Source organism: Edwardsiella piscicida (genome assembly GCF_001896205.1).
GTDB lineage: Bacteria > Pseudomonadota > Gammaproteobacteria > Enterobacterales > Enterobacteriaceae > Edwardsiella > Edwardsiella piscicida.
In genome coordinates this window covers 731,247-746,582 of sequence record NZ_MPNU01000001.1, presented here as the reverse complement: position 1 = coordinate 746,582, position 15,336 = coordinate 731,247, and the positions used below count along the sequence as shown (strand labels likewise).

Genomic DNA, 15,336 nt, shown 5'->3' with positions numbered 1-15,336 from the left:
TTGTGATGAATTGATACCAATTGATAACCATTTTTATTATCATTTGCATTCTATATTCACCTTTTCCACTTGGCAACTCTGCGTGCCATCCAGGGTTTATCCATGTTTCATTGGTTCGAACGACTGACGGAGCCGTTTCCGTCACCGGATCCCCAAAAGCCGCCGGCGACGCTGTTCGGCTTCTGTCGCCACTACACCCGCGGTTTTGAACGTCCGCTCGGCGCCATGGCGCTGCTCAGCGCGGCCGTCGCCGTCTGCGAAGTCATGCTGTTACGCTACCTGGGCGAGCTGGTCGACCTGCTTAGTCACGCCGAACGCGCCACGTTCTGGACCGATCAACGCCCCAGCCTGATCGGCATGGCGATTCTGGTGCTGGCGGTCATGCCCTTACTGGCCTGGCTGCATTCGAACCTGCTGCACCAAAGTATTCTGGGAAACTACCCCATGGCCGTCCGTTGGCAGGTACACCGCTATCTCCTCGGCCAGAGCATCGCGTTTTTTCAGCGTGATTTCGCCGGGCGAGTGGCGACAAAAGTGATGCAAAGCGCCCAATCGGTGCGCGAAGTGGTCATGAAAATGGTCGACCTGCTGATCTATATTCTGGTGTATCTGATCTCGGTGCTGGTCATGATCGCCAGCGTCGATACGCTGCTGCTGATCCCCTTACTGCTGTGGCTGGCGACCTATATCCTGATTCAGATCCGTCTCCTGCCGCGTCTGCGGCGTATCGCCAGCGAGCAGGCCAACGCGCAGTCCGTGATGAGCGGCACCATCGTGGACACCTATACCCACATCACCACCGTCAAACTGTTTTCCCATGACCAGCGCGAAAGCGACTATGCCCGACACGCCATGCAGCGCTATCTGGCCACGGTATACCGTCAGATGCGTACCCTGACCGGGCTGCTGTTCAGCGTGGATGTCATCAACTATCTGCTGCTGTTCTCCCTGGCGGCGCTGTCTATCGCCCTGTGGCAGCAGCAGGCGGTCAGCGTCGGCGTCATCGCCGTCGGCATCAGTCTTGCCCTGCGTCTACAGGGCATGTCCAAGTGGATTATGTGGGAGGTGCGCGCGCTGTTTGAAAGCATCGGGCAGGTCATTGACAGCATCCATACCGTCGCCAACGACATCGACGTCGCCGATAAACCGGGGGCTGTACCGCTGCGCCTGACGCACGGCGAGATTCGTTTTAACGCCGTCGGCTTTGGTTACCCCGGCGGACGGACGCTGTTCGATAGGCTGGATCTGCACATCCGCCCCGGTGAAAAGGTCGCCATTGTCGGCCGCTCCGGAGCCGGAAAGTCCAGTTTGATGCATCTGCTGCTGCGCTTTTATGACCTGCAATCGGGCAGCATTACCCTTGATGCCCAGAACATCGCAGAGGTTACGCAGACCTCTTTGCGCCGACAGATAGGCATGATCACCCAGGATACCGCCCTGCTGCACCGCTCAATCCGCGAAAACCTGCTGTATGGCAATCCGCAGGCCAGCGAGGCGGAGATGATCGCGGCCTGCCGGCGGGCGGAGGCGCATGACTTTATTTGCCAACTGGCTGACGATACAGGCCAGCGCGGTTATGACACCCAGGTCGGCGAGCGCGGGGTCAAGCTGTCCGGTGGACAGCGCCAGCGTATCGCCATCGCCCGGGTCTTGCTCAAGGATGCGCCCATTCTCATCATGGACGAGGCGACCTCCGCGCTCGACTCTGAAGCCGAGGCCGCCATTCAGGACAATCTGGCGCAGATGATGGCCGGAAAAACGGTGATCGCCATCGCGCACCGCCTCTCGACCATCGCCGCCATGGATCGCCTTATCGTCATGGACCACGGGCGGATAGTCGCTCAGGGCAGCCATCGGGAGCTGCTGCGGCAAAACGGCATCTATGCCCGGCTGTGGGCTCACCAGACCGGCGGTTTTATCGGCAGCGACTAGTATGGCAACGCCGCCCGTCGCAGACCGGCGACGGCCACCGCGTCACCAATAGCCCAGCCAGTGCCACCACAGGCTGCCGACGCTGAGCCACAGCGCCAGGTTCACGGCGCTGAGGATAAACCCGGTCTTCCACCACTCCCCGAGCGTGACATAGCCGGAGCCAAAGATAATCGGCGCGGTGCCGGTGCCGTAGTGGGTCAGCGACATCATCAGCGAGGAGGAGAAGGCCAGCACCAGCGCAAACAGCGCCGGCGGCACGCCCAGCGCGAGGCCGGCGGCAAAGAAGGCGGCAAACATGGCGGTGATGTGTGCCGTGGTGCTGGCAAAGAAGTAGTGCGCGTAGACATACACCAGCGTCAGCAGCAGCATACCGCCGACCCAGTGCATCCCCATGCCATCGATCAGCGCGCTAACGCTCTGGGAAAGCCAGGCTATCAGCCCCAGCTTGCCGAGGAAGGTCGCCATCATCACCAGCGCGGCGAACCACATCACCGTATCCCACGCCCCTTTGCACTTCAGCAGGTCATCCCAGCTGAGCACCCCGCTGCACAGCAGAATAGCCAGGCCGATAAAGGCCGCCGTGGTGGCATTGACCGACCAGCCATCGCCCAATAGCCAGGCCGGAATATCCGCCCACAGCACTAACAACAGCAGGAATACCGCCAGCGTGATCTTCTCTGCCAGAGAAATCGGCCCCAGCGCCCGTAGGCGTTCGCGGGCAAAGCGCGGGGCATCCGGGGTATGGCGGATCTGCGGCGGATAAAGCCAGTAGACCACCAGCGGCATCAGCAGCAGTGAGAGTAGCGCTGGCAACAGCGCTGCCAGCGCCCAGGCACCCCAGGTCAGCTCAAACTCATGGCCGGTGCCTTTCGCGATAAGGTTGACAATCAATGGGTTGGGTGCCGTTGCCGTGATGAACATCGCCGAGGTGATCGGGTTGATGTTGTAGTTGACCAGCGACAGATAGCGGCCGATTTTCTCCGTTGATCCCGGCTGCGGATGCGAGCCAAAGCTATCGGCGATCGAGCGCATGATCGGGTGAATGATCCCGCCGCCGCGGGCGGTGTTGCTCGGCGTCACCGGCGCCAGCGAGGTCTCTGCCAGCGCCAGGCCATAGGCGATCCCCAGCGTGCGTTTGCCGCACAGCGCGATAAACCAGTAGCCGATCCGCTCCCCCAGCCCGGTTTTGTTCAGGCTTTGCGAGACCATGATTGAAATGCCGATAAGCCAGATCAGGGCGTTGGAAAAGCCGCTCAGGGCGTCGTTCAGCGCCGCCGCCGGTTTTCCGGGTGCGGTCACCCCGGTCAGGGCCACCAGCGCAATCGCCACCACCGAAACCGCGCCGATGGGCAGCGCTTTACCGATAATGGCGGCAATGGTGCCCACGAACAGCGCCAGAAGCTGCCAGGCATTGGCGCTCACGCCGGCCGGCGCCGGGATAATAAACCAGAGGGTCAGGGTAATCGCCAGCGCAATCAGGGCGGGCAGGGGCTTTAACGGCGTCAGTTTATCCATAGGGTGCCATCCTTTTCTTCTCTTACTCTGTGGGAATCCGCCCACGCCGCGTCGGCCCGGCGCAGGTCGCGCGCGCTGCGCGAACGCCGACGCCGTAGCCGAAGCACCGCGCTGGCGCTATCACATCAACGCCGCCACAGAGTACCCTGTTTTCCCACCGCAACCGACTGAAAACAGAAAAAAGCCAGCGATCGACGATCGCTGGCCGGTGAAAAGCACCTTTACTCAGAAACACTCTTCGATGTCGGAGAGATACCCTCTTTCATCTGCCGACAGTATCTGCGTAATATAGGGAAAGAAAAATAGATGCCTTTCAGACAAGAGATCCCCATTTATGGCTACCCCGCGCCTGCAGCATCAATTTATTCGCCTGTGGCAGCACTGTCAGGGCAACGGCTGTGATACCACGCTGGCCGAGTTGGCCGCGGCGCTAAACTGCTCACGTCGCCACGTTCGTACCCTGCTCAACGCCATGCAGCAGCAAGGCTGGCTGAGCTGGCAGGCCGTCAGCGGACGTGGAAAACGTTCGCGCCTCGCCTTTCTCTGTAGCGCCCTTGAGGTGCAGCAGCTGCGCGCCGAAGAGCTGATGGAGCAGGATCACTTTGAGCAGCTGGTGCAGCTGGTCGGCGATCGCGACAGCGCGCGCCAGATGCTGCTGGCGCAGCTGGGGCGTAGCTTCCGCCAGGGGCGCCATATCCTGCGAATCCTCTATTACCGCCCGCTGCTCGGGCTACAGCCCGCCTCGCCGCTACGCCGCTCGGAGACCCATCTGGCCCGACAGATCTTCAGCGGCCTCACCCGCATAAATGAGGAAAACGGGGAACTGGAATCGGATCTGGCCCACCACTGGCAGCCGCTGACCCCGCTGCACTGGCGTTTCTATCTGCGCCCGGCGATCCACTTTCACCACGGGCGCGAGCTGACGATGACCGACGTGATCGCCTCGCTGGAGCGCCTGCGCACGCTGCCGCTGTTCCGCCATATCGCGCAGGTCGCCTCCCCTACCCCGCACGTCATCGATATCCATCTGCTGGCGGAGGATGCCTGGCTCCCCTGGCTGCTCGGCAGCGTCCCGGCCATGATCCTGCCGCAGGAGTGGCAGGAGATGCGCGACTTTGCCCGTCTCCCCGTCGGCACCGGCCCCTATCAGGTCGTTCGCAATACGCAAAGCCAGCTGAAGATCCGCGCCTTTGACGGCTACTTTGGCTACCGGGCGCTGATCGATGAGGTCAATATCTGGGTACTGCCGGAAATCTCCGAGGCGCTGGTTCACGCCGGCGTGCAGCTGCAGGCCGACGGCAGCGGCGGTGACGAGCTGGAGAGTCGCCTGGAGGAGGGCTGCTATTTTATGCTGTTCGACCAGCGCAGCGCACAGATGCGCGATCCGGCGGTGCGCGCCTGGCTGTGTCAGACGATCAATCCCATCGCCCTATTGAACAACGCCAGCCACCTGCACCAGCGCTACTGGTCTCCCGCCTACGGCCTGCTGCCGCGCTGGCACCACAATAAGATGCTCAGCGATCGCCCTAAGCCCCCGCAGCTGACTCACCTGCGAATCACCTTCTACAGCGAGCATTCGGAGTTCCACGCCCTCTATCAGGCGCTACAGCCGCTGCTGGCGGCGCACGGCGTCACGCTGGAAATGCAGGAGATCGACTATACCCGCTGGCACGACGGCGCCGCCGAGAGCGATCTGTGGCTGGGCAGCGCCAACTTTTATCTACCGCTGGAGTTCTCCATTTTTGCCATGCTGTACGAACTGCCGCTGCTGAGCCATTGCACCGGGCTGGATCTGGCCAGCGAGGCCTGCCGCTGGCGTGAGCAGCGTCTGCCGGTGGCGGAGTGGAGTCAGCAGCTAGTGCAGCGACATCAGCTGCATCCGCTGTTTCACCACTGGCTCAAGCTGCACGGCCAGCACAGCATGCGCGGGGTGCGCATGAATACGCTGGGCTGGTTTGACTTCAAGTCGGCCTGGTTTGCCCCGCCGGAGCATCCTCCGGCCGCCTCCCGTTAACAAACGTCTTTCTAATCACGCACGCGCTCTTTACAATAAGCGCCGTCTCAACGGGGTGCCCGGCGGATCGTCGGGCTGAGAGCATACCCGTCGAACCTGATCCGGTTAATACCGGCGGAGGGATTTGAGAGAGCCCGCTGCTGCTCAAAGACCTTTGCCACCGCCACCAAGGGAGTGCAAAGTGTTAAAAAAACTGTTTTCGACTCTGGCCCTACTGACGGCCTCGCTGCTGGCGCAGGCGGCCGACAAGCCCGTTCTGACCGTCTACACCTATGACTCTTTCGCCGCCGACTGGGGACCCGGGCCCAAGATCAAGCAGGCCTTCGAACAATCCTGCCACTGTGAGCTCAAGCTGGTCCCGCTGGAGGACGGCGTCGCCATCCTTAACCGCCTGCGGATGGAGGGGAAAAACAGCCCGGCCGACGTCGTGCTGGGGCTGGATAACAACCTGCTGACCGCCGCCCGGCACAGCGGGCTATTCAGCCCCAGCCAGACGGACACCCGCGGACTGCAGATCCCCGGCGGCTGGCACGACGCCAACTTTGTCCCCTATGACTACGGTTATTTCGCCTTTGTCTATGACCGCCAGCGAGTTAACAATCCGCCGACCAGCCTGAAACAGCTGGTTGAGGGCCCGGAAAAGTGGCGCGTCATCTATCAGGACCCGCGCACCAGCACCCCGGGGCTTGGCCTGCTGCTATGGATGCAGAAGGTCTACGGGGATCAGGCGCCAGCCGCCTGGCAGAAGCTGGCGCAAAAGACCGTCACCGTCACCAAAGGGTGGAGCGAAGCCTATGGCCTGTTCCTCAAAGGCGAAGCGGACATGGTCCTCAGCTATACCACCTCGCCGGCCTACCACCAGATCGAAGAGCACAGCGATCGCTATGCCGCGGCGATGTTTGACGAAGGCCACTACCTGCAGGTCGAGGTCGCCGGCGTACTGAAGCACAGCCCCCAGCCGGCGCTGGCGCACCAGTTTATGCAGTTCATTACCACCCCGGCGTTCCAAAATGCCATCCCGACCGGCAACTGGATGTATCCGACGACAGCGGTGGCGCTACCGCCGGCCTTCGCCGCCCTGCCCAAGCCGCAGAAGACGCTCAGCTTTACCGCCGACGACGTCGCACAGCACCGAGCTGAGTGGATCCGCGCATGGCAAAGCGCCCTGAGCCGCTGATCCCCCGCTGGCTATGGCCGGGCGCGCTGGCCGCCTCGCTGCTGCTGGGGATCGCCCTGCTGGCGTTCGGCGCGCTGTGGTATAGCGCCCCCGCCGCCGCGCCAGCGGCGCTGTGGCGGGATGGCTATCTGTGGCATGTCGTTCGCTTCAGCTTCTGGCAGGCGCTGCTCTCGACGCTGCTGTCGCTGCTGCCGGCCATCGCGCTGGCCATCGCGCTGTTCCGCCGCCGCTTTCCCGGGCGGACGCTACTGCTGCGCCTGTGCGCCATGACCCTGGTGCTGCCAGTGCTGGTGGCCGTCTTCGGGCTGCTGAGCGTGTATGGTCGCCAGGGATGGCTGGCGCTACTGTGCCAGACGCTGGGCATTGACTACCGCTTCAGCCCCTACGGGCTGCAGGGGATCCTGCTGGCCCATGTGTTCTTCAACCTGCCGCTGGCCACCCGCCTGCTGCTGCAGGCGCTGGAGTCTATCCCGGTTGAACAGCGTCAGCTCGCCGCCCAGCTGGGCATGTCGCCCCGCCAGATCCTGCGCTTCGTCGAGTGGCCTTACCTGCGCCGCCAGCTGCCGCCCGCCGGGGCGCTGATCTTCATGCTGTGCTTCTCCAGCTTTGCCACGGTGCTCTCGCTGGGCGGCGGGCCCCAGGCCACCACCATCGAGCTGGCCATCTATCAGGCGCTCAGCTACGACTATGACCCGGCGCGCGCCGCTCAGCTAGCCCTGCTACAGCTGGGATGCTGCCTCGGCCTGGTGCTGCTCAGCCAGCGGCTTTCCGGCATCCTGCCGGTCGGACACACCCGGCGTATGCGGTGGCGCGATACGCGCGACTCGCTGCGGCTAAAGCTCAGCGATACGCTGACAATAGGCCTCGCCCTACTGCTGCTGCTGCCGCCGCTGCTGGCGGTGATCGTCGATGGACTCAACCAGGCGCTCGGCAGCGTCCTGCGACAGCCGGCCCTGTGGCAGGCTCTGGGAACCTCGCTGTATATCGCGCTGGGCGCCGGCGCGCTGGCGGTCACGCTGACCATGATGCTGCTGTGGAGCAGCCGCGAGCTGAGCCTGCGCGGCCAGCGCTGGCGTGCGCAGGGAATGGAGCTGTGCGGCATGCTGATCCTGGCCATGCCGGGAATCGTGCTGGCGACCGGTTTTTTCCTGCTGCTCAATGCCACGATCGGCCTGCCCACATCGCCAGGGCTATTAGTGATGGTGACCAACGCGCTGATGGCGATCCCCTACGCGATGAAGGTACTCGAATACCCCATGCGCGATCTGGCCGAACGCTATGATCCGCTGTGTCTGTCGCTGCGCATCGGCGGCCTCAATCGCCTGCGCTGGATTGAGCTGCGCGCGCTGCGTCGCCCGCTGGCGCAGGCGCTGGCCTTTGCCTGCGTCCTCTCGCTGGGTGATTTTGGCGTCGTCGCCCTGTTTGGTAGCGAACAGTTCCGCACCCTACCCTTTTACCTTTATCAACAGCTCGGCGCCTATCGCAGCGCCGACGGCGCAGTCACCGCCCTGCTGCTGCTGCTGTTTTGTCTGACCCTCTTCAGCCTGCTGGAGCGTCTGCCCGCCGGGAGAAAATCGCCATGATCCGCCTGGATAATCTGCTCTACCGCTATCAGCAACAGACCCTGAGCTTTAGCCTGCACGCCGCCGCCGGCGAACGCATCGCCATCCTGGGGCCAAGCGGCGCAGGGAAAAGTACCCTATTGAGCCTCATCGCTGGATTTTTGGCACCGAGCAGCGGCGATCTGTACCTCAACGGCATCGATTGCCGCTGCGCACCCCCGTCTCAGCGCCCGGTATCGATGCTGTTCCAGGAGCATAACCTGTTCGCCCACCTGACCATCGCCCAAAATCTGGGGCTGGGGCTGGATCCCGGACTGCGGCTTGACGACGACCAGCGCCGTCGGCTCGCGGATATCGCCGAACTGGTCGGTATTCACGACTACCTGCCGCGGCTCCCCGGCCAGCTCTCCGGCGGCCAACGTCAGCGGGCCGCGCTGGCGCGCTGCCTGCTGCGCCGTCAGCCGATTTTGCTGCTGGATGAGCCCTTCTCTGCCCTGGATCCCGCCCTGCGGGCCGAAATGCTCACGCTGCTGGATGATGTCTGCCGTCAGCGACAGCTGACCCTGCTGATGGTATCGCACAACCTGGACGATGCGGCGCGCATCGCACCGCATACCCTGGTGATTGACGATGGCCATATCGCATACGACGGCCCCACCGCCGCCCTGCTGACCGGGTCGGTCGCGGCGGCGCGTCTGCTGGGACGCAAGGTGCCAGAGCAGGCCGAATAGCTCGCCCGGCGTTGGACAGCGAACGCCATCCCCTGCACAATAACCCGACGGTGTGCGGCGCGTCGCGGAACGCCGCACGAATCGCGGCCTTACCACCGCCAGCCCTTTGCTCCGGGAGCCTGCCGAGTGAATATGCCCCACGCTGGTTTTATCCTTACCCGTCACTGGCGCGATACGCCGCAGGGCGTCTGCGTTACGCTGTGGCTGGCCACAGAGCACGGTCCCCGCTGCCTGACCCTACCGCCGGAGCCGGCGGTAGCCTTTATGGACGCCGCACAGCGTAATGCCGCGCTGCGCCTCCTGCGCGGTTTTCCCGACGTCGAGCTACGTCCGGTGGCGCTGCACGATTTCCACCACCGGCCGGTACTGGCGCTGTACTGCCGCGGCTACCGCCAGCTTCAGCAGATCGAAAGGCGCCTCGGGGAGCAGGGGATCCCACTGCTGGAGGCCGATATCAGGCCCGCGGATCGCTACCTGATGGAGCGCTTTATCAATGCGCCGCTGTGGTTCTGCGGCGACGCAGCGGGCACCGAAGCCCGGATTAAACCCCACCCCCACTACCGCCCAACGCTGCGTACGGTGTCGCTGGATATTGAAACCAGCCCCCAGGGAGAGATCTACTCGATCGGCCTGCACGGCTGCGATCAACGCATCGTCTATATGCTAGGCCCCGCCAACGGCGATGCGCAGGCGCTGGACTTCACGCTGGAGTACGTCGCCAGCCGCGCCGCGCTGCTCGACGCCCTCAATCGCTGGATAGCGCGCCACGATCCCGACGCCATCATCGGCTGGAATCTGGTGCAGTTCGATCTGCGGATCCTGCAGCGCCACGCCGAGCGCGAAGGCGTTCCCCTGCTGCTGGGGCGCGCGGCGACGCCGCTGGAGTGGCGAGAGCACGGCTTTCGCGCCGGCCATTTTTTTGCCAGCGCCCCCGGCCGGCTGATCATCGACGGTATCGAGGCGCTGAAAAGCGCCTTCTGGCACTTTCCCTCCTACAGCCTGGACAGCGTGGCGCAGACCCTGCTAGGCGAAGGCAAGGCGCTGGACGATCCCTACCGGCGGATGGCGGAGATCGCGCGGCGCTTTCGTCAGGATAAACCGGCGCTAGCGCACTATAACCTCAAGGACTGCGAGCTGGTGACGCGCATCTTCGCGCACACCGCCCTGATGCCGTTCCTGCTGGAGCGGGCCAGCGTTACCGGGCTGGCCCCCGATCGCAGCGGCGGCTCCGTCGCCGCATTCTGCCACCTGTACCTACCGCGCATGCACCGGCTGGGGTATGTCGCCCCCTCCCTCGGCGAGGTGGCGCCGCAGGCCAGCCCCGGCGGCTTTGTCATGGCCTCGCGCCCAGGGCTGTATGACTCCGTGTTGGTGTTGGACTACAAGAGTCTGTATCCGGCGATCATCCGCTCCTTTCTGATCGACCCCGTCGGACTGGCCGTCGGCGGAGAGCAGCCGGATGACACCCACAGCGTCCCCGGATTTCTCGGCGCCCGCTTCTCGCGCACCCGCCACGCCCTGCCGGAGATCGTGCGCCAGCTGTGGCAGGGACGCGAGGCGGCCAAACGTCAGGACAATGCGCCGCTGTCGCAGGCGCTGAAGATCCTGATGAACGCCTTCTACGGCGTACTGGGCACCAGCGCCTGTCGCTTCTTCGATCCCCGCCTGGCCTCCTCTATTACCCTGCGCGGCCATGAGATCATGCGCCAGACCCGTAGCCTGATCGAAGCGCAGGGCTATGCGGTGATCTACGGCGATACGGACTCTACCTTTGTCTGGCTGGGTAAGCCGCACGATGAGGCCCAGGCCGAAGCCATTGGCCAGGCGCTGGCCGAGCGGGTCAACGCCTGGTGGCGCGAGCATCTGTCACAGCAATATGGGCTCGAGAGCGCGCTGGAGCTGGAGTATGAGTGCCACTATCGCCGCTTTCTGATGCCCACCCTGCGCGGCGCCGATCTCGGCAGCAAAAAGCGCTATGCCGGGCTGTGCGGCGATCGGCTGGTGTTTAAAGGGCTGGAGACGGTGCGCAGCGACTGGACGCCGCTGGCGCAGCGGTTTCAACAGGAGCTCTATCGCCGGGTGTTTCTCGGCCAGAGCTACCGCGACGTGATTCGTCGCTACGCCGACGGCCTGCTCGCGGGGGAATTTGACGACCAACTGATCTACCGCAAGCGCCTGCGACGCCCGCTGGCCGAGTACCAGCGCAACGTCCCGCCGCACGTCCGCGCCGCGCGTCTGGCCGACGACTACAATCACCGTCTTGGACGCCCGCTGCAGTATCAAAACGGCGGCTGGATAAGCTATATCATCACCCGCAGCGGCCCACAGCCGCTGGAGTGTGTCGATGCGCCGGCGGACTATCAGCACTATCTGGAACGCCAGCTGCAACCGGTCGCCGACGCCATTCTGCCCTTTCTCGGCGATGACTTTGAGACTCTGCTAACCGGTCAACTGGGGCTGTTTTAACGCCGGGGGAATATAAGAATCTTCCCACTCAGGGGGTGACGAATGCATCGCCATCTATTACCATATCGCCCTTTCCCCCATACAACGCCGACTTCACTGCCGACAGGCCGTGATGCGGTTGATTTATGCCCAAATTATGCAGGCGTCCGCTGCGCGGCGGTCGTCACGGAACCTATCCCAATCGGCCAGGGCGACAACACCGCCCATTGAGATAGCCTCCAGATCACTATGTAAACAAGAACAAAGAGTTGAGTCGATAATCTATGCCTTTTACCTTAGGTCAACGCTGGATCAGCGATACGGAAAGCGAACTTGGATTGGGTACCGTGGTGGCGCTGGATGCGCGCATGGTGACGCTGCTGTTTCCCGCGACCGGCGAAAACCGTCTGTATGCCCGCAATGACTCCCCCATCACCCGCGTGATGTTTAACCCGGGAGACACCATCACCACCCACGAAGGGTGGCAGCTGTGCGTTGAAGAGGTACAGGAGCAGGAGGGGCTGCTGACCTATATCGGCAGCCGCAGCGACAGCGGCGAAAGCCCGGTGGCGGTGCGCGAGGTGCTGCTCGACAGCCGCCTGACCTTCAGTAAACCGCAGGATCGCCTGTTTGCCGGCCAGATCGATCGTATGGATCGCTTCGCCCTGCGCTATCGCGCGCGTAAATACCAGAGCGAGCAGTTCCGCCTGCCCTGCAGCGGGCTGCGCGGCATGCGCGCCAGCCTGATCCCGCACCAGCTGCATATCGCCCGCGACGTCGGCCAGCGCCATGCGCCGCGCGTCCTGTTGGCGGATGAGGTCGGCCTGGGTAAGACCATCGAAGCCGGCATGATCATTCATCAGCAGCTGCTCTCCGGCCGCGCCGAGCGCGTGCTGATCGTGGTACCGGAAACCCTGCAGCACCAGTGGCTGGTCGAAATGCTGCGCCGCTTTAACCTGCGCGTGGCGCTGTTCGACGATGAACGCTATGCAGAGGCCGCGCAGGACAGCAGCAACCCGTTTGAAACCGAACAGCTGGTTATCTGCTCCCTCGACTTCGTCCGCCGCAGCAGGCAGCGTCTGGAGCAGCTGGCCGACGCCAGCTGGGATCTGCTGGTGGTCGACGAGGCTCACCACCTGGCCTGGAGCGAACAGGCGCCCAGCCGTGAATACCAGGTCATCGAACAGCTGGCCGAACAGATCCCCGGGGTGCTGCTGCTGACCGCCACCCCCGAACAGCTGGGTCAGGAGAGCCACTTTGCCCGCCTGCGCCTGCTGGATCCCAACCGTTTTCACGACTACGCACAGTTCATCGCCGAGCAGCAGCGCTACCGCCCGGTGGCGGACGCCGTTACCCTGCTGCTGAACGACGGTCATCTGCAGCAGGATGAGCTCAACATGCTCAGCGAGATGGTCGCCGAACAGGATATCGAGCCGCTGCTGAAAGCCGCCAACGCCGGCGGTGAGGACAGCCAGCAGGCCCGCGCCGAGCTGGTGCGCATGCTGATGGATCGCCACGGCACCAGCCGCGTGCTGTTCCGCAATACCCGTCAGGGGGTTAAAGGCTTTCCGCAGCGCACCCTGCACCAGATCACTCTGCCGCTGCCGGCGCAGTACCAGACGGCAATCAAAGTCTCCGGCATCATGGGCAGCAAGAAGAGCGTCGAGGCGCAGGCCAACGATATGCTCTATCCGGAGCGGATCTACCAAGAGTTCGAAGGGGAAAATGCCACCTGGTGGAACTTTGACCCGCGCGCCGAGTGGCTGCTCGACTTCCTGCTGACCCAGCGGGACGAGAAGGTGCTGGTCATCTGTGCCCAGGCGGCCACCGCTATCCATCTGGAACAGCTGCTGCGCGAGCGTGAGGGGATCCGCGCCGCCGTCTTCCATGAGGGGATGTCGCTGATTGAGCGCGACCGCGCCGCGGCCTACTTTGCCTCGCAGGAAGAGGGCGCACAGGTGCTGCTGTGCTCGGAGATCGGCTCCGAAGGCCGTAACTTCCAGTTTGCCAACCGCCTGGTGATGTTCGATCTGCCGTTTAACCCGGATCTGCTGGAGCAGCGCATTGGCCGTCTGGACCGCATCGGCCAGGCGCGCGACATTCAGATCTACGTTCCCTGCCTCGAGGGCACCGCGCAATCCGTGCTGATCCGCTGGTACCATCAGGGGCTGGACGCCTTTGAACACACCTGCCCCACCGGCCGGACCATCTACGACCGCTACTATGACACCCTGCTGGAGTTCCTGGCCAAACCGACCCAGCTGGATGGCTTTGACGACTTCATCAAAACCTGCCGCGCCGATCACGATACGCTGAAAAGTCAGCTCGAGAAGGGGCGAGATCGTCTACTGGAGATGCACTCCAACGGCGGCGAGGCGGCTCTGGCGCTGGCCGAAAGCATCGCGGCGCAGGATAACGACGTCAATCTGGTCAACTTTGCGCTGAACCTGTTCGATATCGTCGGCATTAATCAGGAGGATCGCAGCGACAGCCTGATCGTGCTAACCCCGTCGGATCACATGCTGGTGCCTGACTTCCCGGGTCTGCCGCAGGATGGCTGCACCGTCACCTTCGATCGCGAACAGGCGCTGTCGCGCGAAGATGCCCAGTTCATCAGCTGGGAACACCCGCTGATGCGCAACGGCCTGGACCTGATCCTCTCCGGCGATACCGGCTCCAGCGCGGTATCTCTGCTGAAGAACAAAGCGCTGCCGGTCGGTACGCTGCTGCTGGAGGCGGTGTACGTGGTCGAGGCCCAGGCGCCGAAGCAGCTGCAGCTGACCCGCTTCCTGCCGCCGACGCCGGTGCGTATGCTGCTGGATGCCAAGGGGAACAACCTGGCGGCCCAGGTGGAGTTCGAAAGCTTCAACCGTCAGCTCAACGCCGTCAATCGCCATACCGCCAGCAAGCTGGTCAATGCGGTACAGCCCAACGTGCACGCCATGCTGCAGTCTGGAGAGGCGCTGATAGCAGATCAGGCGCAGGCGCTGATCGACGCCGCCAAGCGCGAGGCCGATGAGGCGCTGAGCGCCGAGCTGGCGCGTCTGGAGTCGCTCAAGGCGGTGAACCCCAATATCCGTGACGATGAGCTGGAGACCTTGGAGTTCACCCGTCGGAAGGTATTGGAGACGCTGGACCAGGCCGGCTGGCGTCTGGATGCCCTGCGTCTCATCGTGGTGTCGCACCAGTAATGGGACGGCGTACTCCCGCGGGCGGCGCGCTGCCGCCCAGCGCTACCCCGGCGCTGGAGCACTATGATCCGCCGCGTGAACCCTGGCTGCACGTGCTGTACCAGGATGCACACATCATAGTGGTAAATAAGCCCAGCGGGCTGCTGTCCGTTCCGGGCCGTTTGCCTGAGCACCAGGACAGCATCCTGACCCGAATTCAGGCGCAGTTTCCCGGCGCCGAATCGGTACACCGTCTGGATATGGCCACCAGCGGGGTGCTGGTGGTCGCGCTGACCAAGGACGCCGAGCGGGAGCTGAAACGCCAGTTTCGCGAGCGTGAGCCGAAAAAGAACTACGTCGCCCGGGTCTGGGGACACCCGCAGCAGGACGAGGGGGTGATCGACCTGCCGCTGATCTGCGACTGGCCCAACCGCCCCAAGCAGAAGGTCTGCTTTGAACAGGGCAAACCGGCGCAAACGGAATATCAGGTGCTGGCGCGCGACGCCGACGGTACCGCGCGAGTTCTGCTAACGCCGATCACCGGCCGTTCGCATCAGCTGCGCGTCCACCTGCTGGCCCTCGGCCATCCGATCCTCGGCGACGGCTTCTATGCGCCGCCGCAGGCGCTGGCGTTAGCCTCCCGCCTGCTGCTGCACGCCCAAGAGCTGCGCATCGTGCATCCGGCCTTCGCCACCCCGATGCACTTCCGCTGCGAGGCGGACTTTTAGCCGCGCACAAAACAATACGGCCCGCGTTCGCGGGCCGTATCATCGTGGGTAGACAGCAAGCG

General features: G+C 63.6%; 9 protein-coding genes and 1 riboswitch. Of the genes, 8 read left to right on the top strand and 1 reads right to left on the bottom strand.

Going from position 1 to position 15,336, the window contains the following annotated elements:
• Positions 1 to 102: 102 nt before the first annotated feature.
• On the top strand, positions 103 to 1,932 hold the full coding sequence (locus BRD58_RS03310; protein WP_073381554.1) for an ABC transporter ATP-binding protein: 1,830 nt from the start codon (positions 103 to 105) through the stop codon (positions 1,930 to 1,932).
• 42 nt (positions 1,933 to 1,974) lie between these two features.
• On the opposite strand, the gene BRD58_RS03305 is transcribed toward BRD58_RS03310, so the two are convergent.
• Positions 1,975 to 3,447: a DASS family sodium-coupled anion symporter gene (locus BRD58_RS03305; RefSeq protein WP_012847483.1), complete on the bottom strand. Its 1,473-nt coding sequence runs from the start codon at positions 3,445 to 3,447 to the stop codon at positions 1,975 to 1,977.
• A 334-nt stretch (positions 3,448 to 3,781) separates the two neighbouring features.
• On the opposite strand from BRD58_RS03305, the gene sgrR reads away from it, so the two are divergent.
• The 7 genes from sgrR (at position 3,782) to rluA (ending at position 15,274) form a co-directional block, all read left to right on the top strand.
• Complete coding sequence (sgrR, locus tag BRD58_RS03300) at positions 3,782 to 5,461, top strand: HTH-type transcriptional regulator SgrR (protein WP_069578205.1); 1,680 nt, start codon at positions 3,782 to 3,784, stop codon at positions 5,459 to 5,461.
• A gap of 41 nt (positions 5,462 to 5,502) precedes the next feature.
• A riboswitch (TPP riboswitch) is annotated at positions 5,503 to 5,602 on the top strand.
• 40 nt (positions 5,603 to 5,642) lie between these two features.
• Positions 5,643 to 6,638 carry a thiamine ABC transporter substrate binding subunit gene (thiB, locus tag BRD58_RS03295; RefSeq protein ID WP_012847481.1) on the top strand — a complete coding sequence of 332 codons (996 nt, stop codon included), beginning with the start codon at positions 5,643 to 5,645 and terminating at the stop codon, positions 6,636 to 6,638.
• Positions 6,614 to 8,221 carry a thiamine/thiamine pyrophosphate ABC transporter permease ThiP gene (gene thiP / locus BRD58_RS03290; protein ID WP_015460940.1) on the top strand — a complete coding sequence of 536 codons (1,608 nt, stop codon included), beginning with the start codon at positions 6,614 to 6,616 and terminating at the stop codon, positions 8,219 to 8,221. The genes thiB and thiP overlap by 25 nt, the downstream gene beginning before the upstream one ends.
• Positions 8,218 to 8,931 (top strand): thiamine ABC transporter ATP-binding protein ThiQ, encoded by a 714-nt coding sequence (gene thiQ / locus BRD58_RS03285; protein ID WP_073381552.1) that lies wholly within the window; start codon positions 8,218 to 8,220, stop codon positions 8,929 to 8,931. Before thiP ends, thiQ begins: the two co-directional genes overlap by 4 nt.
• A gap of 126 nt (positions 8,932 to 9,057) precedes the next feature.
• Positions 9,058 to 11,397, top strand: coding sequence for a DNA polymerase II (locus BRD58_RS03280; protein ID WP_073381551.1), 2,340 nt, complete (start codon positions 9,058 to 9,060; stop codon positions 11,395 to 11,397).
• A gap of 263 nt (positions 11,398 to 11,660) precedes the next feature.
• Positions 11,661 to 14,567, top strand: a complete 2,907-nt coding sequence (gene rapA, locus BRD58_RS03275) for an RNA polymerase-associated protein RapA (protein ID WP_012847477.1) — start codon at positions 11,661 to 11,663, stop codon at positions 14,565 to 14,567.
• Positions 14,567 to 15,274: a bifunctional tRNA pseudouridine(32) synthase/23S rRNA pseudouridine(746) synthase RluA gene (gene rluA, locus BRD58_RS03270; RefSeq protein ID WP_012847476.1), complete on the top strand. Its 708-nt coding sequence runs from the start codon at positions 14,567 to 14,569 to the stop codon at positions 15,272 to 15,274. The genes rapA and rluA overlap by 1 nt, the downstream gene beginning before the upstream one ends.
• Positions 15,275 to 15,336: the final 62 nt, after the last annotated feature.

Excerpts from the sequence above, each read along its gene's own strand:
- BRD58_RS03310 (WP_073381554.1), top strand. The coding sequence starts at position 103 with ATGTTTCATTGGTTCGAACGACTGACGGAGCCGTTTCCGTCACCGGAT.
- BRD58_RS03305 (WP_012847483.1), bottom strand. The coding sequence starts at position 3,447 with ATGGATAAACTGACGCCGTTAAAGCCCCTGCCCGCCCTGATTGCGCTG.
- sgrR (WP_069578205.1), top strand. The coding sequence starts at position 3,782 with ATGGCTACCCCGCGCCTGCAGCATCAATTTATTCGCCTGTGGCAGCAC.
- thiP (WP_015460940.1), top strand. The coding sequence starts at position 6,614 with ATGGCAAAGCGCCCTGAGCCGCTGATCCCCCGCTGGCTATGGCCGGGC.
- thiQ (WP_073381552.1), top strand. The coding sequence starts at position 8,218 with ATGATCCGCCTGGATAATCTGCTCTACCGCTATCAGCAACAGACCCTG.
- rapA (WP_012847477.1), top strand. The coding sequence starts at position 11,661 with ATGCCTTTTACCTTAGGTCAACGCTGGATCAGCGATACGGAAAGCGAA.
- rluA (WP_012847476.1), top strand. The coding sequence starts at position 14,567 with ATGGGACGGCGTACTCCCGCGGGCGGCGCGCTGCCGCCCAGCGCTACC.